At 65.4% G+C, this 15,854-nt stretch carries 20 protein-coding genes; 13 read left to right on the forward strand and 7 right to left on the reverse strand.

What is annotated here, in order from left to right:
• Positions 1-19: 19 nt before the first annotated feature.
• Positions 20-1,252, forward strand: a complete 1,233-nt coding sequence (locus ACO07I_RS08825) for an acetyl-CoA C-acetyltransferase (RefSeq protein WP_422016376.1) — start codon at positions 20-22, stop codon at positions 1,250-1,252.
• 226 nt (positions 1,253-1,478) lie between these two features.
• Here ACO07I_RS08825 and ACO07I_RS08830 read toward each other — a convergent pair whose 3' ends face one another.
• Together ACO07I_RS08830 and ACO07I_RS08835 are read right to left on the reverse strand one after the other, a co-directional pair.
• Positions 1,479-1,886, reverse strand: a complete 408-nt coding sequence (locus ACO07I_RS08830; protein ID WP_422016378.1) for a hypothetical protein — start codon at positions 1,884-1,886, stop codon at positions 1,479-1,481.
• Entirely contained in the window at positions 1,886-2,131 is a 246-nt protein-coding gene (locus ACO07I_RS08835; RefSeq protein WP_422016380.1) for a hypothetical protein, read from the reverse strand. The genes ACO07I_RS08830 and ACO07I_RS08835 overlap by 1 nt, the downstream gene beginning before the upstream one ends.
• A gap of 102 nt (positions 2,132-2,233) precedes the next feature.
• Between ACO07I_RS08835 and ACO07I_RS08840 the strand changes: the two genes are divergently transcribed.
• Positions 2,234-2,827 (forward strand): thermonuclease family protein, encoded by a 594-nt coding sequence (locus ACO07I_RS08840; protein ID WP_422016382.1) that lies wholly within the window; start codon positions 2,234-2,236, stop codon positions 2,825-2,827.
• A gap of 41 nt (positions 2,828-2,868) precedes the next feature.
• Here ACO07I_RS08840 and ACO07I_RS08845 read toward each other — a convergent pair whose 3' ends face one another.
• Positions 2,869-3,090 carry a hypothetical protein gene (locus tag ACO07I_RS08845; protein ID WP_422016384.1) on the reverse strand — a complete coding sequence of 74 codons (222 nt, stop codon included), beginning with the start codon at positions 3,088-3,090 and terminating at the stop codon, positions 2,869-2,871.
• A 94-nt stretch (positions 3,091-3,184) separates the two neighbouring features.
• Here ACO07I_RS08845 and ACO07I_RS08850 point away from each other — a divergent pair, with 94 nt between their 5' ends.
• Positions 3,185-3,940: a S24 family peptidase gene (locus tag ACO07I_RS08850; RefSeq protein WP_422016386.1), complete on the forward strand. Its 756-nt coding sequence runs from the start codon at positions 3,185-3,187 to the stop codon at positions 3,938-3,940.
• A 139-nt stretch (positions 3,941-4,079) separates the two neighbouring features.
• On the opposite strand, the gene ACO07I_RS08855 is transcribed toward ACO07I_RS08850, so the two are convergent.
• Positions 4,080-4,796, reverse strand: a complete 717-nt coding sequence (locus tag ACO07I_RS08855) for a hypothetical protein (protein ID WP_422016388.1) — start codon at positions 4,794-4,796, stop codon at positions 4,080-4,082.
• Positions 4,797-5,307: 511 nt separating this feature from the next.
• Between ACO07I_RS08855 and ACO07I_RS08860 the strand changes: the two genes are divergently transcribed.
• The 4 genes from ACO07I_RS08860 to ACO07I_RS08875 all read left to right on the forward strand — a co-directional run bounded on the left by ACO07I_RS08860 (position 5,308) and on the right by ACO07I_RS08875 (position 7,839).
• On the forward strand, positions 5,308-5,751 hold the full coding sequence (locus tag ACO07I_RS08860; RefSeq protein WP_422016390.1) for a hypothetical protein: 444 nt from the start codon (positions 5,308-5,310) through the stop codon (positions 5,749-5,751).
• Between the two features lie 150 nt (positions 5,752-5,901).
• Positions 5,902-6,888: a hypothetical protein gene (locus ACO07I_RS08865; RefSeq protein ID WP_422016392.1), complete on the forward strand. Its 987-nt coding sequence runs from the start codon at positions 5,902-5,904 to the stop codon at positions 6,886-6,888.
• A gap of 106 nt (positions 6,889-6,994) precedes the next feature.
• Positions 6,995-7,330 (forward strand): ArsR/SmtB family transcription factor, encoded by a 336-nt coding sequence (locus ACO07I_RS08870; protein WP_422016394.1) that lies wholly within the window; start codon positions 6,995-6,997, stop codon positions 7,328-7,330.
• Positions 7,331-7,335: 5 nt separating this feature from the next.
• Positions 7,336-7,839 (forward strand): SRPBCC family protein, encoded by a 504-nt coding sequence (locus tag ACO07I_RS08875; protein ID WP_422016396.1) that lies wholly within the window; start codon positions 7,336-7,338, stop codon positions 7,837-7,839.
• A 132-nt stretch (positions 7,840-7,971) separates the two neighbouring features.
• On the opposite strand, the gene ACO07I_RS08880 is transcribed toward ACO07I_RS08875, so the two are convergent.
• Both ACO07I_RS08880 and ACO07I_RS08885 read right to left on the reverse strand, forming a co-directional pair.
• Positions 7,972-8,889 (reverse strand): DUF697 domain-containing protein, encoded by a 918-nt coding sequence (locus tag ACO07I_RS08880; protein WP_422016398.1) that lies wholly within the window; start codon positions 8,887-8,889, stop codon positions 7,972-7,974.
• An 8-nt stretch (positions 8,890-8,897) separates the two neighbouring features.
• Positions 8,898-10,325: a YcjX family protein gene (locus ACO07I_RS08885; protein ID WP_422016400.1), complete on the reverse strand. Its 1,428-nt coding sequence runs from the start codon at positions 10,323-10,325 to the stop codon at positions 8,898-8,900.
• Between the two features lie 72 nt (positions 10,326-10,397).
• Here ACO07I_RS08885 and ACO07I_RS08890 point away from each other — a divergent pair, with 72 nt between their 5' ends.
• From ACO07I_RS08890 to ACO07I_RS08910, 5 genes are all read left to right on the forward strand, one after another.
• The gene (locus ACO07I_RS08890) at positions 10,398-11,297 is read left to right on the forward strand and encodes a hypothetical protein (RefSeq protein WP_422016402.1); all 900 of its coding nucleotides are present in this window, start codon (positions 10,398-10,400) and stop codon (positions 11,295-11,297) included.
• A gap of 130 nt (positions 11,298-11,427) precedes the next feature.
• Entirely contained in the window at positions 11,428-11,661 is a 234-nt protein-coding gene (locus ACO07I_RS08895) for a hypothetical protein (RefSeq protein WP_298310543.1), read from the forward strand.
• Positions 11,662-11,672: 11 nt separating this feature from the next.
• Positions 11,673-12,263: a hypothetical protein gene (locus ACO07I_RS08900; RefSeq protein ID WP_422016404.1), complete on the forward strand. Its 591-nt coding sequence runs from the start codon at positions 11,673-11,675 to the stop codon at positions 12,261-12,263.
• Positions 12,264-12,273: 10 nt separating this feature from the next.
• Positions 12,274-12,705 (forward strand): hypothetical protein, encoded by a 432-nt coding sequence (locus ACO07I_RS08905; protein ID WP_422016406.1) that lies wholly within the window; start codon positions 12,274-12,276, stop codon positions 12,703-12,705.
• A gap of 53 nt (positions 12,706-12,758) precedes the next feature.
• Entirely contained in the window at positions 12,759-13,646 is an 888-nt protein-coding gene (locus ACO07I_RS08910) for a class I SAM-dependent methyltransferase (protein ID WP_422016408.1), read from the forward strand.
• Between the two features lie 273 nt (positions 13,647-13,919).
• Here ACO07I_RS08910 and ACO07I_RS08915 read toward each other — a convergent pair whose 3' ends face one another.
• Positions 13,920-14,765: a class I SAM-dependent methyltransferase gene (locus ACO07I_RS08915; protein WP_422016410.1), complete on the reverse strand. Its 846-nt coding sequence runs from the start codon at positions 14,763-14,765 to the stop codon at positions 13,920-13,922.
• A gap of 449 nt (positions 14,766-15,214) precedes the next feature.
• Between ACO07I_RS08915 and ACO07I_RS08920 the strand changes: the two genes are divergently transcribed.
• The gene (locus tag ACO07I_RS08920; RefSeq protein WP_422016412.1) at positions 15,215-15,712 is read left to right on the forward strand and encodes a hypothetical protein; all 498 of its coding nucleotides are present in this window, start codon (positions 15,215-15,217) and stop codon (positions 15,710-15,712) included.
• The last annotated feature ends 142 nt before the right edge of the window (positions 15,713-15,854 follow it).

Genomic DNA, 15,854 nt, shown 5'->3' on the forward strand with positions numbered 1-15,854 from the left:
CCCGGGAAAGGACAGACCAATGACCGAAGCATGGATCATAGATGCCTGCCGCACGCCGCGCGGCGTCGGCAAGGCGGGCAAGGGCGCGCTGTGGGAGGTTCATCCGCAGCAGCTCGGCGCGACCGTCCTCAAGGCGATCGCCGACCGCAACAAGATCGACACCAAGGAAGTCGGCGACGTGATCTGGGGAACGGCCGCCCAGGTGTCCAAGCAGAGCGGCGATCTCGGTCGCATGTCGGCCCTCGATGCCGGCTATGACGTCAAGGCGAGCGGCATCACGATCGACCGCTTCTGCGGGTCGGGCATCAGCGCCGTGAGCCTCGCCGCCGCCTGCATCAAGTCGGGCATGGAAGACCTGGTGGTCGCCGGCGGGACGGAGATGATGTCCATGGACCGCAGCCGCGGCAGCGGACCGCCGGTCATGGACAACGGCAATCTGCGCCTGCGCCTGCATCATCCCCAGACGCACCAGGGCATCTGCGCCGACGCCATCGCCACGCTGGAGAAGATCCCGCGCCAGGCGCTGGACGAGGCGGGCTATATCAGCCAGCAGCGCGCCGCGACCGCCATCGCCGAGGGCCGCTTCGCCAAGTCGCTGATCCCGGTCTACAAGGAAGACGGCACGCTGGCCCTGGATCGCGAGGAATATCCGCGTCCGCAGACCACGCGCGAGGGGCTGGCCAACCTCAAGGCCGCCTTCGCGGCGATGGCCGACATCCCGCTCGACGACAAGGGCATGACCTATCGCTCGCTGATCCTGCAGGCCTATCCCGGCCTCGAGATCGAGCATGTCCATCACGCCGGCAATTCCTCCGGCGTCGTCGACGGCTCGGCCGCCGTGCTGCTGGCGTCGCCCGACTACGCCAAGGCCCATGGCCTCAAGCCGCGCGCCCGCGTCGTGGCGATGGCGAACATGGGCGACAGCCCCGAGCTGATGCTCAATGCGCCGGTGCCGGCGGCCCGCAAGGTCCTGGAGAAGGCCGGTTTGAAGACGAGCGACATCGACCTCTGGGAGATCAACGAGGCCTTCGCCGTCGTCTCCGAGAAGTTCGTGCGCGATCTCGATCTCGATCGCGACAAGGTCAACGTCAACGGCGGCTCGATCGCGCTCGGCCACCCGATCGGCGCGACCGGTGCCATCCTGATCGGCACCGTCCTCGACGAGCTCGAGCGGCAGGACAAGCAGTTCGGTCTCGTCACGATGTGCGCCGCCGGCGGCATGGCCCCGGCGATCATCATCGAGCGCATCTGAGAAATCCCGCGGAGACCCTCAGGGCGATCACATGTCGCCCTGAGGGCCGTTGCGGTTCGCTTGTTCGCGGACGAGAAAGGTCCCTCACTGCGTTCGGGATGACACCGGTTGTGTGAGTGGCGCACGACGCCATTCCCAACAAAATTGTCATCCCGAACGCAGTGAGGGACCTTTGCTCATATGCGATTGCCCTGCGTCGCAGGATGGCACGCGCCATCCACCGCCCTCACCCCGCCCGCAACCGCGCCACCCGTTCCCGCCCCTTCTCGATCGCCTCGCCGATCGACACTTTCACGGTCGCGTCGGGCAGCAGCTTGTCGCCGTAGCGCCGCGGCGCGATCTTGGCGATCAGCCATTTGATCGTGTCGATCTGGAGCCGGCACACGGCCACGCTGTCGGCATCCGCGTTGCGGGCGATCTGGATCGCTTCTTCGGCCAGCGCATCGGCCTGCTGGTCGCGGGCGATGGCGTAGCGGTCGCGGAACGGGCCGTGCTCGCTTTGCCAGCGGCGCACCGTATCGCGGCTGGGCATTCTCGCCGGGCGGCAGATGTCGCACAGCAGCTCGCCATCGGCCAGGCGGCGGCAGATCTCGGCCGCCAGTGCCTCGCTGAACTGTGTGGGGCGCGCGGCCATCACGGGCTCTCGGTGTCGTACTTGCCGGCGACCTTCTTGCCGAGCCGCCGCCGGTTCACGCGCATCATCATGATCGTGGCTGCGCGCGACTGGCCGGGCGCGAGGCCGGCGGCGCGGCGCTGACGGCGGATCATGTCGGGATGGCGGTCCATCGCCTCCCCGATCCGCGCATCGGTCTCGCCGGCGGCGACCAGCCGGCGGAGCTGCGCCGCATCGTCGGCGCTCCAGGGACGGCCGCGGCTCATCGCGTCGCTCCCTCATGAATGTACGGGGGAAGCTCTCGCTGCATCGTTCTGGTGCGTGCCATCGGCCTTTACCTCGCCTCAAACGGAAGTCACGGTCGGCGCATGAAGAGACTTGCCCTCGCCGCCCTCTCAGTTGCGCTGATGGCGCCCGCCGCACTGGCCCCCGCCGCTTGGGCGCAGAACGCCAAGCCACCGGCCGCTGCGCCCGCGGCTCCGGCCGCGGCGGCGCCCAAGCCGCAAGGCTGCACCGCCAGCAACGGCGCGCTGCCGCAGAACTGGTCCGGCCAGGCCTTCGCGCTCGACGGCGAGACCCTGGGCGGCAGCGGCCTCAAGACGCCGCTGCGGATCTGGGGCGTGCAGGCGCCGGCGCTGCGCGATGCCCAGCGGGTCGAGACGGTGCCCGGCATGCGCGCGCGGGCCACGCTCGAGGATCTGCTGGCGCGCGCCGACCACAAGGTGAAGTGCCGCATCGCGCGCTACGATTCGGAATGCCGCCTGGTCGCGCAATGCGCGCTCGACGAGGCCCAGCCGATCGATCTCGGCGGCGCGATGCTGGCGTCCGGCGTGGTCTACGGCCACGAGCTCGACGAGCCGCTGTCGTGGGAGCCGCGCGCCGCCCAGCGCTACGCCGACGCCGAGTTCGAGGCCCGCAAGGCGCGCAAGGGCAGCTGGCCGCACTGGCTGGGCGAGCAGTAGCCTCGCCGCAAATCCCCCGTCGTCGCAGTGACGGGGATTGCTCATTGCAGCACCGCCGCCGCCAGGGCCGCATCGATCACCCGCTCGATCTCGCGATCGGGGTAGCCCAGCGCACGGGCGCGATCGGCCAGCATATCGCGGGTCGCCATCCGGGCGGCGCGGGCCGAATAGCCCCCGGCCCGTTCGAAGCCCAGGCAGTCGGCGGCATCCTCGACCAGGAACGGGTGGAGGACGGGCGGGGAAAGCTTCGGAGAGGCAGCCATCCCGGAAAGGTATCCGGATTATTGTCCGACTTCAAGACGGATTCCGGAAAATTCCCCTCTCGGAAACCCGTCCGGAAAATGCCAGACTGACGGCATGGCCTTCGACGCCAACCAGCGCCGCCAGGCCCTGCGTGCCTTCATGGCCGGGGCCGGCCTCAACGTTGCCCAGTGGGAATCGCTCTCAGGCCTGGGCGACGGAACGCTGCGCAAGTTCCTGGACGACCCGACCGGCGCCAAGACGCTGACCGACAAGACCTATGCGCGGCTGGCGGCGGGTGCGGCCAAGAAGACCGGCCGTCCGGTCGGCGTCGCCGAGCTGCAGGGCGAGGCTCCCGCGACGGCCGACGGTGCCGTCTCCGCCTTCGCCACCGATCTCGCGGGCAACGTCGTGCCGGCCTTCGATGCGCCCGGCCGGCCGATGCTCGGCCACATGGCCAACGACGTGCCGCTCTATGGCACAGCGATGGGCGGCGACGGCAACGGCGAGTTCGAGATGAACGGCACGGTGATCGACCATGTCGCCCGCCCGCCCGGCATCCACGGCCGCGGCGACGTGTTCGCGCTGAACGTGGTGGGCGATTCGATGTGGCCGTGGCGCAAGCCCAACAGCCTGATCTATGTCGAGCGCGACCGCGCCCCCAGCGTCAACGACCATGTCGTGGTCGAGTTCAGGCCGATCGCCGGCTCCAGCGTGCGCCAGACCGTGGTGAAGCTTTTGGTCGGCATCTCGGCCAAGACCCTGAAGCTCGCGCAATACCGTCCGGCGAAGGAATTCGACGTCGACCGCAAGATGGTGTTCCGGGTCTACCGCGTGCTCGAGTGGGATGAGTTGATGAAGGGCGGGAGGTAACGCTACTTCCAGCGCAATACGCCGTTCAAGAAATCGGTGTCATCCCGTACGAAGCGCCGAAGTCGTGCAGTCAAAGAATACCTATTTTAAGGTACAGAGCCTTTTGTATACGGCCTCTCATGGAGGTCCACCTGTAATATCAAAGCTCTCGCATCTTTCGAAACTTATCTTGCGACTCCCGTGACCATTTTCCAAAAGCAGCTATAGCGGCAAGTAGCTTCTTGGCATCCGGCTCGATCAAATCCAAAATACCATCAGTACAATCGTTTGGCAGTTTTTTGAGCCTCTCTAGAAACTCACCAATCGGATTGAATACGGCAGATTGAAATCCAAATTCATCCATCCGAAATTTATAGATGTCAGGAAATTTGCTGTGCTTCTTTCCGGCTAGATCTGCAACGACGACAATGGCGTCGGACACCTTGCGTCGGTAATCTTCGAGCATCCTCGCATAGGTTGCCGGCCCATCTTCTTTCAGTCTGGATCGCCACGGCCCTCCGACAACATCACAGCCAAGGTCATAGACTACCTCAGCGGCTTGTAGGGCATCATAGATTTCGTCAATTGCAGCCAACTTTGCCGCATCTGGAAGAACACGTTGCTGTGGCACGGTTAGTGACGTGGGTTCGGCCAGAGTTGAAGAGATACGTATCAAGATGCGATAGATTTCCTCAACGCCTCGCCGCGCAACGACGCTGTTGCTCAGGTAAATGACGTCAGCAGGGCTTAAAATGCCTCGATTGTGAGCCGTCTGCATGATGCGTTGCGCGTCTGTTGCCATCTCTTCGCGATATGCTCGCATGTAGTGCGCCTCTGCTATCGCGTTATGTTCACGATACCCGTGCCGATCGGGCATCCATGCTTCATAGGTCGCGCCTAATACGCTAATCTTATGAGCAAGTGCCGCGGCCTCCACAGCAGGCCCGACTTCGCGGCGATCAGCTGGTTGTCTCCGCCTCCGCGATCCGATGACAGTGCTTTGAATCGTGCACTCAGCCACCGCCACGTCCGCCCGTGGAGGTCAAAGCCGTAAACAGCGAGAACTACCGCCAATGCCAAGAGCCCCCATTCGAGGGGAGTGAAGTGCGCTACAGCCCACTCCGTCACAGGAGCAGACTTACGTCGCAGCTTCTCGATATTCTCAGGCAGTTCGATAATGTCGACGGTCCTCGAGACGATCGCTGCAACAAGCAACAAAAGAGCAAGGACGGCGGCTATGACAGCTTTAACGTGGCGCATTCCGACGATTGTATCTCACACGACATGTATCCGCTCACAGGCCCACTAAAACTTCCTAAGATGAAATGATCCGGATTTTTATCCGGATTTTCATTGACGCTCCCGGAGTATTAGCCGATACTCCGAACATGCCTGACAGCTTCTCCGTTCGTCCCCAGGAGACTGTCGCCGAGCTGATCCGGCGCGAACGCCGTCCCTTCCCCGCCCCTAGGATCGACACCGTCAGCTTCCGCGCCCGCGCCATCGCGATCTGCAGCGCCGAAGTCGCCCACCGCAGCCGCGACTTTCAGCGGGTCGAATGTGCCCTCGGCCTCAGCTTCGACCGCTGGCTCGAACCCGACTGCGAACAGTTCGGCCAGTTCCCCCACGAAGCCCACGCCGCCGCCGCTCTCGTCTGGCTCTCCCACCTGCAGACCCACGAAAGCGAGAAGCGCACGCCGTGGAGCGGCGTCCCGTTCCGATCCTGGCGCGAGGATGAGCGCACGACCTGGTTTACCAAGCGCCGCGCGTTGTGGAGCGGCTTCCTCCGGCAGGTCGAGCTTTACCAAGTGGCAAGGCCACCGCTTAAGTGAGAGAAACCATAATCTACAAGAGTTACCAATCTCTTTGGCGTATCGCCAAATGCGTGCTGAATTCGAAGAGATGAAACAGGCTGATTGATGTTGCGAGATCAAACGCTATTCGTAGTAGGGGCAGGCGCCAGCGCTGAGTACAAATTGCCTGTGGGCGATCAGCTCAAAAACGACATTGCGCAAGTCTTGTTACGCTTCCCAGACGATAGCTCCGCCGCTGTTGGTAAGATGTCGGGAGCCATCGAAGAGTATCATCTCAAAATGAGGGGCACGCGCGGTCCACTTGAGACCAAAGCGCGTAATATCGCAGCGGCGCTCGTTCATGCGCCTTCCATCGACCAATTTGTCGAGAACCATCGACACGATCCGGACGTCGCGATTCTCGGAAAACTCGCAATCGCTGCGTGCCTGCTAGACAAAGAGAAGGGTAGTCCTCTTTTTGTGGACCACCGAAACTCTCCTGCAGTCATCGATTTTCAGAACGTCCGCTACAAATGGCTCGCGCAACTATTTCAAATTCTGATTGACGGGCAAACGCTTGAGACACTCGATACATTCTTCGATCAAGCTGCCTTTGTGATCTTCAACTATGACCGCTGTGTCGAACACTATTTCCAGCATGCCATTTCCAGCTACTTTGGCGTCTCCCTCGAACGTGCCAGATCGATTGTCGAGCGCTGCCGAATCATCCATCCATACGGCACGCTTGGTCCCTGGGGAGATCCGCGAATCAAGCCAAACGCACTTGCATTTGGTGGGACGGGACCGGGATTAACGCTCTCTTACAGTGGCTTGCTTAGGATTGCAGAAGAGAATGTTCGTACCTACTCGGAGTATATTGAAGACGAGGAGGAGATTGCCCTAAATCGCGCCACCCTCGACAATATCCAAACGGTCGTGTTCCTCGGTTTTGCCTTTCACCCTCAGAACGTGCGGTTGCTCAAGAAGATCGTACCGAAAAAGAGAAACAGCGCGATGGCGACGACATATAAAGTGCCAGAGCCTGCACAAGCGGTGATTTCGTCTGACATAGCCACAATCATGGGCGTGCCACGAGCAGTCATGAGGCTAACGCTCGCCAATCTAGAATGCGGCCAGTTCCTTGAAGACTATCGATTGCTACTGATGAAGCGGTAATCTGAGACTGCTTATCGCAACGGCTCAAAAGTAGCGCGACGGAACACTTAGCCACTCATGCAACTTTCCCTTGACCGTGCCTCCGCGCCGGCCAATAGTTTCCGTCATGGCTAACTATTCGACCGACCTCGACCGAGCCTTCGCAGCGCTCTCCGATCCGATCCGGCGGGCGATCGTCACCCGTTTGTGCGAGGGGCCGAGATCGGTCAGCGAGCTGTCCGAGCCGTTCGAGATCGCCCTCCCGTCGCTGCTGAAGCATGTGCGGGTGCTCGAAGAGAGCGGGCTGATCAGCTCCGAGAAGACCGGGCGCGTGCGGACCTGCCGGATCGAGCGGCGCGCGCTGCAGCAGACCGAGGCCTGGATCCACCGGCATGTCGCCACCTGGGAGCGGCGCCTCGATCGCCTCGAAGCCCACGTCCACCGCCTGAAGAGGAAGCACTAGGACCCATGAGCGCCCCGTTCACACCGCCGCCGTCCGCGTGGCAGGACTGGCCCCTCGATCGCGAGATCGTGCTCACGCGGGTTATCGATGCGCCGCGCGCCCTCGTCTATGCCGCCTGGACCGACCCGGAGCAGATCCAGCTCTGGTTCGGGCCCGAGGGCTTCGAGGTCGAGACGCGCGAGATCGATCTGCGGCCCGGCGGGCTGTGGCGCTTCGACATGGTGGCGCCCGGCGGCACGCGCTACGACAACCGCATGCGCTTCCTGCGCCTCGAGGCGCCGTCGCTGATCGAGGTCGAGCACGGCTCGGACCGCGACGAGGATCCCGGCCGCTTCCGCATGCTCGTCACCTTCGATGAGCAGAGCGACGGCAAGACCGTCCTCACCCTGCGCCAGATGCATCCGTCGAAGGCGCAACGCGACGGCGCGATCGGCTTCGGCGCCGTCGACTATGGCGCCCAGACGCTGGCGAAACTGGCCCACCACGTGGCCAAGATCCGCGGCGCCTGAGCGATCATTTTCTTCCCCTTTGCGGAGTCCGCAAAGGGGAAGTGCCCTCGTCTGACGAGGGCGATGGGGTCATGATCCCTCCGGCCCTGCGGGCCACCTCCCCATTTGAATGGGGAGGAGGAAGATGGCGCTTCACCGCGGCGCCGGCAACGGGCGGATCTCCTCCTTCGCCAGCATGCCGAGCGCGAAGATGCGGCGGGCGACGACCAGGGCTTCGCCGGCGGTGCCGACGACGGCGGCGGCGATGCGGTCGTGGGTGGCCTTCATCGCGAACTCCACGACGCTGCTCATGACGGCAGTCGAGGAGGCCGAGAAGAACACGTGCGAGAGGATACGCCAGACGGCGCGCGCGCTGTGGCGCAGGCCGTAGATCTGCATCAGGTCCTTGACCAGCGCGATGCCGATGCCCAGCACGACCAGCGCGTCGAGCGCGGGGTGCGGACAGGCGGCGACACCGAGGCTGGCGCGCAGCGCGGCGCGCTGGATGCGGTCGTCGGCCTGCCGGTCCATCGGCACGAAGATCTCGCGGTTCAGAAGATCGATCACGTCGGCGTCGGTGTGCTGCGGCTGCAGCGCAGCCGAGACGGCGCCCAGCTTGCCGCGCACCTCGGGGTTGCCGGCGTAGAGCGCGTCGAGCACGCCGACCAGCCGGCCGCCGCTGCCGACGCCGCCCAGCCGCGCCAGATGCTCGGCCAGCTCGCGCGCCCGCTCCGCCGATTTGAGCCGTGCATAGGCGCGGGCCTGGCCGGCCGCCAGCCACAGCGTCGAGACGAGCAGCGCCACCAGCAGGCCGAACTGCGCCAGGTCGAGCAGGCTGCCGCGTTCGATCGCGCTCTGCAGCAGCGAGACCGCGCCGTCGACGACGTAGAACACCAGCAGCAAGCCGGCCGAGCCCAGCGCCAGTTTTGCCGGCCAGCGAATGGCGGGCGGGCGCGTCGTCACGGGCAGCGGCTCGTCGAGCGACGGCGCATCGGCGGGCGGCAGGTCGCCCGGCCGGAACTCCATGTCGACGAGGCGGCGGGGCTTCTCGGCAGATGGGGTGATGCTCATGAGGATGCTCACGCGAGGAGGAACTGGAGGACCTTGTCGAGATTGACGTGCGGCAGCGGCCGGTCGCGGAACGCGGCGCCCAGCCGCGGCGGCTCGAAGCGGCGGATGTTGAAGCCGTGCTCGGCCCACTGGTCGGCGGCGGGAATCGTGCCCGGGATCACGCCGGGCTGAATGTCCAGCACCTCGGCGCGACCGGCGGGGATGCCGCGCAGGAAGGGCGTCGCGAGCCCGTTCACCTTGAGCTTGAGGTCGGTCGTGGCGCGCACCGAGGAAACGGCCAGCAGGCCCGACTGCCGCGCCGTGGCCTGCAGGAACGGCTCGCCGATCAGGTCGCGCAGCAGGTTGACCAGGTTGGCATGCTGGTCGGCGGTGACATGGTCGGCCTTGGTCGCGGCCAGCGCCAGCCGGTCGACGCGGGCCAGCGGCAGCAGGCGCAGCAGCGGATTGCGCAGCTCGTCGAAGGCGTCGCTGACGCTGCGGATGGCGAGGCCGAGATCGGCAAAGGCGTCGCGGCCCTGTTGCAGCGCGGTGAGCAGATCGACCAGCAGCACCTGCTTGCCCATGCGGCCGAAGACCTCGCCGTAGAACTGCCGGACCTGCTTCAGGTAGGCGGCATGGCGCTGCAGCAGCGCGGCGCCCATCGTGCCGCCGCGCGGCGCGCGCACGCCCGAACGCACCGACGAGAGCGGAAAGAACAGAGCGGCGGCATCGACCATTTCGTTGGCCAGCGCGAAGCGGCCGGGCTGCACGAAGCACAGGCTGCGCTCCTCGCGACAGCGCAGGAGATAGTCGCGGTAGAGCAGACCGATGCGCGCCAGCTCGACCGGGTTCTCCGGCGCGGCGGGATCGAGCGCGCGCACGGCGTCGAGCCAGGGCGCCGCAAGATCGTTGCGGCCGGCGCTGTTGGCCAGCTCCTCCATCTGCAGCGACCAGTCGCGGAACGACTGGGTCAGCATCGGCAGATCCAGAAGCCATTCGCCGGGATAGTCGATGAGATCGAGATCGGTGGTGGCCGTGGACGAGAGCGCCGAGCGCAGCAGCCCGACATCGCCATGCCGGATGCGGACCCGCAGGCCGCTCAGGCCGGTGGTCGGCGCCGGCCAGGCCGGCGGCTCGGCCAGGAGCTGGTCCAGCCGCTCCTCGAAGGGAAAGCGCGGCACGCCGGGAATCGCCAGCAGCTCGACGTCGCGCACATGCTCGCGCCAGGGAAAGAACGGGAAGGACGCCATCGGCGCGTGGGCGGCCGTGCGCAGCGCATGGGCGAAGGCGGTGATGAACACGGTCTTGCCCGAGCGCTGCAGCCCGGTCACGGCGATGCGATGCCGCCGCTGGCCCAGCGGCGAGGCATCGAACGCCGCGGCGAGGCCCTCCAGCGTGGAGTCGGCCGCGTTTTTCAGACGGGAGAAGGGTGTCACCGGATCGTCGCCTCGAAGCATGACTTTCCGATGTGGGGTGTCACCGCGTCCGAAAGATGGCAAGGCGGAAAGGGAGGTCATAAAGAAGGTTGAATGAAGATCTCTTCGACACGGCTCATCAGGAGCGCCCTGTTCGCAAGCCTGGCCGCCGCCATGGTCCTCGCCGCGGTGGCGATCGGCCTCGCCCCTCCTCGTTCGGCGCCGACTTCGTTCGAGCGCCGGAGCGCCGCGCAGGCCTGGGCGGACCTGGAGAGCAACCGCCCGGTTGGCCATCTCATCCGACTGGTCGCCTTCGATCCGCAGAAGGAGCCGGGACTGGCGATCGACCGACTGGCGCGACTCGGGCCGCCGGACCAGCTCTATTCGTTCGTCGCGAGCTACGAGGAGATGGCGGGCTACACGGCCAGGCAGGCGCTGGAGAAGAACGGGCTGCGCTTGCGCGAGGGCCAGCACGTCTCGGCCGTCATCTTCCCGCGGCGCACCGAGCTCTATCCCGCCAATGCGCGCGGCCTGCTGCAGATCATCCGGGCGGTGGAGCAGGAGAAGGGCGAGGCGATCGGCGAGCGGTTCCTCGACGGCGCGAACGCGCTCAGCGAGGCCGAGGCGAAGGACCTGCAATCGACCGACGTCGCCTCGTACCGCGTCAGCGACTTCCGCGACCTGTACCCGCGCTACTGCGAGCTGGCGCGCCGGTTCAACTGCGGCCCGGCCCCCTACCCGGCCAGCCGCTTCATCGGCAGCCTCTATCACAACTGGCACCCGCTGGGCTTTTCCCAGATCGAGCCGGCTCGCGATCCCTGCACGCTGCCCGTCGCGCAATATTGCGCGTTCGGCGACTGGACGAAGATGCGGGCGGAGTTCCTGCCGCGCTTCGGCAGCCGCGCCTTCCTCACGAAGAACCTCGAAATCGCGACGATTCCCGGCCGCATCCTGATCGACTTCGACCAGCCCGACCGGCAGATCATCCCCTATATCGGCAGCCGTTCGGAGTGACCGGAAGGTCGCTGCCAGCAACGCTTTCAGCCCACATTTAGCGGGTTTTCGCAGCGACGAGCCCCTGCATTAAGTGGCTTGTTGTTCCTGTTTTGTTCGCATACGAGTCGGTCCCGCAAGGAGGTGCTGGATGACCGCTCTCACGCTTCACGACGTCGCCACAGGGACCCATCCCGTCGGCATCGAATGCGACCGCTGCGTGCGTCGCGTGGTCGTCACCGCCGCCGCGCTGAAGGCGGTGGCGGGCGACCGCCGGACGCTCGAACAGGCCGGCGTGGTCTGCGGCAAGTGCGGCTCGCGCGCCTTCAGCGTCACGCGCTTCCTGTCGGCGGCCTCCGTGCGCTCCTTCGTGCGCAATCACTGAGGGAGGCGACGATGATGGGCTCCAGCCTGCCTCCCCCGCCGCCGCCGCCGGTGCGCGTGCGCTGCGATACGTCCGAGGAACTCGAGCGGGCCTTCCCGCATACCACCGCCATCATCCGGCGCGGCTACTGGACGGCAACCGAGCAGGCCGAGCTGAACGGCTGGATGCGCCAGTTCGACGACACGCGCTGCGTCGAGTTCAATTCCATCCGCCGCTATTACTTCACCTGCCCCGAGCAGGCCGCGAAGCTGCGCGAACATGCGCTCGACCTGCGCCTGCACCGTCTCAGGGTCCAGTGCGGCGAGGGCGCCACGCGCGAGGAAGTGGCACTGGAATGGGAGCGCAGGGCGGCCGAACGCGAGGAGATCCTCGCCTGGGGCCGCCTGACCGGCATGACCCGCCAGGTGGTCGCGCATTATCGCGCCGAGCGCCATGTCGGCACCTATTCCTACACCGCGCATTTCAACGCCGCGAAGATCATCGAAAAGGCCCATCCCACCATCGCCGATCCGCGAAACTATGCAGGGGTGATGATCGAATGGGCGGAGCGGGAACACCGGTCGTGGTTCTGGCGTTGCTGCCGCGGCCTGCACCATCTGTAAGGGAGAGCCCATGTCGATCGCCTACGATTACCTGCCCAATGCCCGGGACCTGGGCGCAAGGGATCCGCTCGAGAGGAATGCCGGCCAGATCCGGCGCGCCTTCGACCTCGCGGCGGAACAGCCCTACGGCTTCACCTTCGAAGATCTGGAGCAGGTCGAGGCCTATCGCACGCGACAGGCGGGCACCTTCAGCACACTGGACTGCGTCGTGAGCCTCACCGACGGCCGCCGCTTCCACCTCGCCTATCTCGCGGGCCCGCAGCGGCCGGACTCGGTGACGGTCATGCAGATGGTGACCACCCAGCCCTTTCCGTCGATCGGCGCCTCCGGCCGTCTCTCGCCCTGGATCGACGACGTGGCCGAACTCAACCACCGGCTCGGCCTGCCCCTGATCCCCCCGCCGCCCACCCCGGTGATCCTGCCCCTGCCGGCGCGGCACTAGAAACGAAGCGGGGAGCTTGCGGCGGCCTGCGGTCTCGCCCACAAGCTCCCCCGATGTCGAAGCAGCATTCCCACAAGCGACCGCCCTCCCCCGCCCGCGAACGGCCCGACGTGATCGCGGCGCGCAAGGTGCTGGCGGAAATGTGGCCGGGCCCGGCGCGCGAGAGTTCCGTTACGCTGCTCAAGGCGCTGCACGTGCTGACGCGCGACGGCGGGCTGAACCTCGACACGCGGCGCAAGCTGAAGCAGGTCCTGCATCTCGTGCAGCTGCTTAGGCCGTCGATCGACGCGCTGCTCGCCGAGGGAGCCGATCCGGTGATCGCCGATCTCGGCACCGGGAAGTCCTATCTCGGCTTCATCCTCTACGACCTGGTGGTCGGTCCCGCCGGGCGCGGCTCGATCGTCGGCATCGACGTGCGCGCCGAACTGGTCGAGCGCTCGCAGGCGCTGGCCCGCGACGGCGGCTTCGAGCGCATGTCGTTCATGGCCGGCGGCATTGCCGACACGATGCTGGCGAACGGCCGCGCCGACATGGTGACGGCGCTGCATGCGTGCGACACCGCCACCGACGACGCCATCCGCTTCGCGTTGCGCCACGAGGCCAAGGTCGTGGCGTTGATCCCCTGCTGCCAGGCCGAGGTCGCGTCGCTGCTCGAACACACGAAGCCCTCGCCGATCGACCAGCTGTGGCGCCACCCGCTGCACCGCCGCGAGTTCGGCGCGCACGCCACCAACGTGCTGCGCGGCCTGGTGCTCGAAGCCAAAGGCTACAAGGTGCGCGTGACCGAGTTCACCGGCCTCGAACACACGCTGAAGAACGAGCTGATCCTCGCGACGCGCCACCAGCAGTCCAACCCGCAGGCCCGCCGCAAGCTCGACCAGTTCGTCGAGCAGCTGGGCGTGCGCCCGGGACTGCTCGACGTGATGGACGCCGCTGCCTGAGGGCGGAGGCCGCCCGGAGGGCTGAACGATCATAGCATTGCCCCCCCCGAGCGGAGGAGCCCTACAACTCAGATGCGAATTTCAGCGCGAGCCATTGTCGCGGAGACGGATCGCGTGACACGCCTGCTGGTCTGGCTCCTGCGCCCAGCAAGTACCTCGACCGGGCAATCCCGCTTCCGCTGAACAAGCGCGCGCAGGTGGTCGCGACGACGTATTTTTGCGGATTGTCTTTGTCCCTTATCCAAATGAAGACGCCTACGACAACCCCGACGCTCACGGCGCACGGGCTGCCCGGAGCACGTGCCCTCCGGGGCCACTGTCGGGGGTGTCGGCGGGCGCGCCGAGATAGCGGATGGCCATTTGAGACAGGCCGAGGTCTTCGAGATTCCCAAAGCCGTATCCGCGGAGCTCCTGCGCGATCTCGTCGGGATCGAAATGACTGAGCCAGGGTTCACCGATTTCAGCCGTATACGCCCCGAGCGCGGCGATTTCGGCCCGCCGCTCCGGCGGATAGTTCTCCAGCGGTTCGCTATAATCGAACACCACCTCGGATTCCGGGACGCTCGCAATGTAGCGCAGCGTAGCCGCTATGGCTGCTCGCCCAAGATAGGGGACGACGCCAAGCCAGATGAAGAACGCGGGGCGCTCGGGATCGAAGCCTGCATCACGTAGACCGTGACCGAGGTCATCGCTTTCGAAGTCGATCGCCGCAAAAGTCAGCGACGCCGGAATAGCGAGGCCGACCTCCGACAGACGCTTTCGTTTCCAGGCTTGGGTCGCGGGATGATCGACCTCGAAAACCCGCAACCCTAATTCCGAATAGGGATTGCGCAGCGCAAATGTATCGAAGCCGGCGCCGAGAACCACCGCTTGCCGCACGCCGCGTGACACGGCCACGCCAAGGCAATCCTCGGCAAAGCGGCTGCGCGCCGCCATGAAGATGCGCACGCCCTTCTGTGCCGGATTTGCGGACAATCCCGCGATGATGGCGTCGGCGCCGTCACCGAGAATGGTGCGTGCGAGAGGATCGGAGAATACCTTGCCGCCCTCCAATAACTGATGGGCGGCCCGATATCCGGCTGCGCCGAGAGCGGTCCGGCTTGGCTGTCGTTCGTACATGGATTTACCTCTATGGAGGGGACAAGCGATCTCGTTCGCTCGCGTTGAGATCAATCATGATCCCGGCGCGACAACGCTGCTTGGAGGACGAATGGACGCGAGAAGTGTTTGGTTTCGGGAAACTGGCGAAGGAAGGCCTAAAGTACAACTCTTGATCTAAAGTATGTTTTGTTTATATTACTTAAGCTAGAGCAGTGCTGTTTTGATAACGCACGCACCTAATATCCACCTCTGTTTCGCATACCTTCCCCGAGCCTCGTTGGCGCGTACTCCGTGCGCGCCTCGTTTGGCGATGACCTGCCGTTGGGCCATGTCGAACCAGACGGTAGCGATATGAGCCACAAAGCGACCTGGGGCTGATGGGAGACCAGCGGCGGCGATTGCGTCTGCATTTTTCTGCAAGAGATCAGAGAACGAGCTGATCCTCGCGACCCGACACCAGGAGTCCCGTGCCTGCCTGCACAACCGACGTGAAGACTGTATCGAACGTCGACGCCGCCTATGGCCGCAAGCTCGACTGGCTGCTGGTCTCGGTGGACTTGGGCTACCGTCACTCGTCGGGCCTGGTCGTGACCAACGAAGCGACCTATCTCAAGATGGACGAAGTGGTCCACAGCCTGCGCGCCGCGTTTGCGTCCACGGGTGTCTCCACGGAGTTCGTAACGGAAGAGAGTGCCGTGCCGGCGGCGACCGCCAGCTTCCGGCCCACTCAGATGCTGAACATCCGCGTCTCGTCCCACACGAAGGACATGGGCAACCCGAACGCCTTCACGCTCAAGTGCGAGGTCCGCGGCGCCGCAACGCAGAAGCGGATCTGGTTGTCGACCATCACCTTCGAGGCGTCGCAGACCGCAGGCACGCGGCTGCTGCGCGCGGCCTCGAAGAAAGCCGCCGACAATTTCGCGGACAATCTCGTGGGCAGGCTGCGGCAAGACAGGCTGATATGAGCCCGGGCGCACCGTCCCTCGCACGACGGTCGCTTATGCGGGCGGTCGCGCCCGTCCTGCTGCTCGCGCCCGCGCTCCTTACGGCGTGCAAGCCCCCCGGTCCCAATGTCAGCGCCACCAGGCCCAGCGTTTCTCCGGAGAC

It is taken from the genome of Reyranella sp., from assembly GCF_965227665.1.
Lineage (GTDB): Bacteria > Pseudomonadota > Alphaproteobacteria > Reyranellales > Reyranellaceae > Reyranella.

Bases quoted from the DNA above. Each gene is read 5' to 3' on its own strand.
- ACO07I_RS08825 (WP_422016376.1), top strand. From the start codon at position 20: ATGACCGAAGCATGGATCATAGATGCCTGCCGCACGCCGCGCGGCGTC.
- ACO07I_RS08830 (WP_422016378.1), bottom strand. From the start codon at position 1,886: ATGGCCGCGCGCCCCACACAGTTCAGCGAGGCACTGGCGGCCGAGATC.
- ACO07I_RS08835 (WP_422016380.1), bottom strand. From the start codon at position 2,131: ATGAGCCGCGGCCGTCCCTGGAGCGCCGACGATGCGGCGCAGCTCCGC.
- ACO07I_RS08840 (WP_422016382.1), top strand. From the start codon at position 2,234: ATGAAGAGACTTGCCCTCGCCGCCCTCTCAGTTGCGCTGATGGCGCCC.
- ACO07I_RS08845 (WP_422016384.1), bottom strand. From the start codon at position 3,090: ATGGCTGCCTCTCCGAAGCTTTCCCCGCCCGTCCTCCACCCGTTCCTG.
- ACO07I_RS08850 (WP_422016386.1), top strand. From the start codon at position 3,185: ATGGCCTTCGACGCCAACCAGCGCCGCCAGGCCCTGCGTGCCTTCATG.
- ACO07I_RS08855 (WP_422016388.1), bottom strand. From the start codon at position 4,796: ATGCCCGATCGGCACGGGTATCGTGAACATAACGCGATAGCAGAGGCG.
- ACO07I_RS08860 (WP_422016390.1), top strand. From the start codon at position 5,308: ATGCCTGACAGCTTCTCCGTTCGTCCCCAGGAGACTGTCGCCGAGCTG.
- ACO07I_RS08870 (WP_422016394.1), top strand. From the start codon at position 6,995: ATGGCTAACTATTCGACCGACCTCGACCGAGCCTTCGCAGCGCTCTCC.
- ACO07I_RS08875 (WP_422016396.1), top strand. From the start codon at position 7,336: ATGAGCGCCCCGTTCACACCGCCGCCGTCCGCGTGGCAGGACTGGCCC.
- ACO07I_RS08880 (WP_422016398.1), bottom strand. From the start codon at position 8,889: ATGAGCATCACCCCATCTGCCGAGAAGCCCCGCCGCCTCGTCGACATG.
- ACO07I_RS08885 (WP_422016400.1), bottom strand. From the start codon at position 10,325: ATGCTTCGAGGCGACGATCCGGTGACACCCTTCTCCCGTCTGAAAAAC.
- ACO07I_RS08890 (WP_422016402.1), top strand. From the start codon at position 10,398: ATGAAGATCTCTTCGACACGGCTCATCAGGAGCGCCCTGTTCGCAAGC.
- ACO07I_RS08895 (WP_298310543.1), top strand. From the start codon at position 11,428: ATGACCGCTCTCACGCTTCACGACGTCGCCACAGGGACCCATCCCGTC.
- ACO07I_RS08900 (WP_422016404.1), top strand. From the start codon at position 11,673: ATGATGGGCTCCAGCCTGCCTCCCCCGCCGCCGCCGCCGGTGCGCGTG.
- ACO07I_RS08905 (WP_422016406.1), top strand. From the start codon at position 12,274: ATGTCGATCGCCTACGATTACCTGCCCAATGCCCGGGACCTGGGCGCA.
- ACO07I_RS08910 (WP_422016408.1), top strand. From the start codon at position 12,759: ATGTCGAAGCAGCATTCCCACAAGCGACCGCCCTCCCCCGCCCGCGAA.
- ACO07I_RS08915 (WP_422016410.1), bottom strand. From the start codon at position 14,765: ATGTACGAACGACAGCCAAGCCGGACCGCTCTCGGCGCAGCCGGATAT.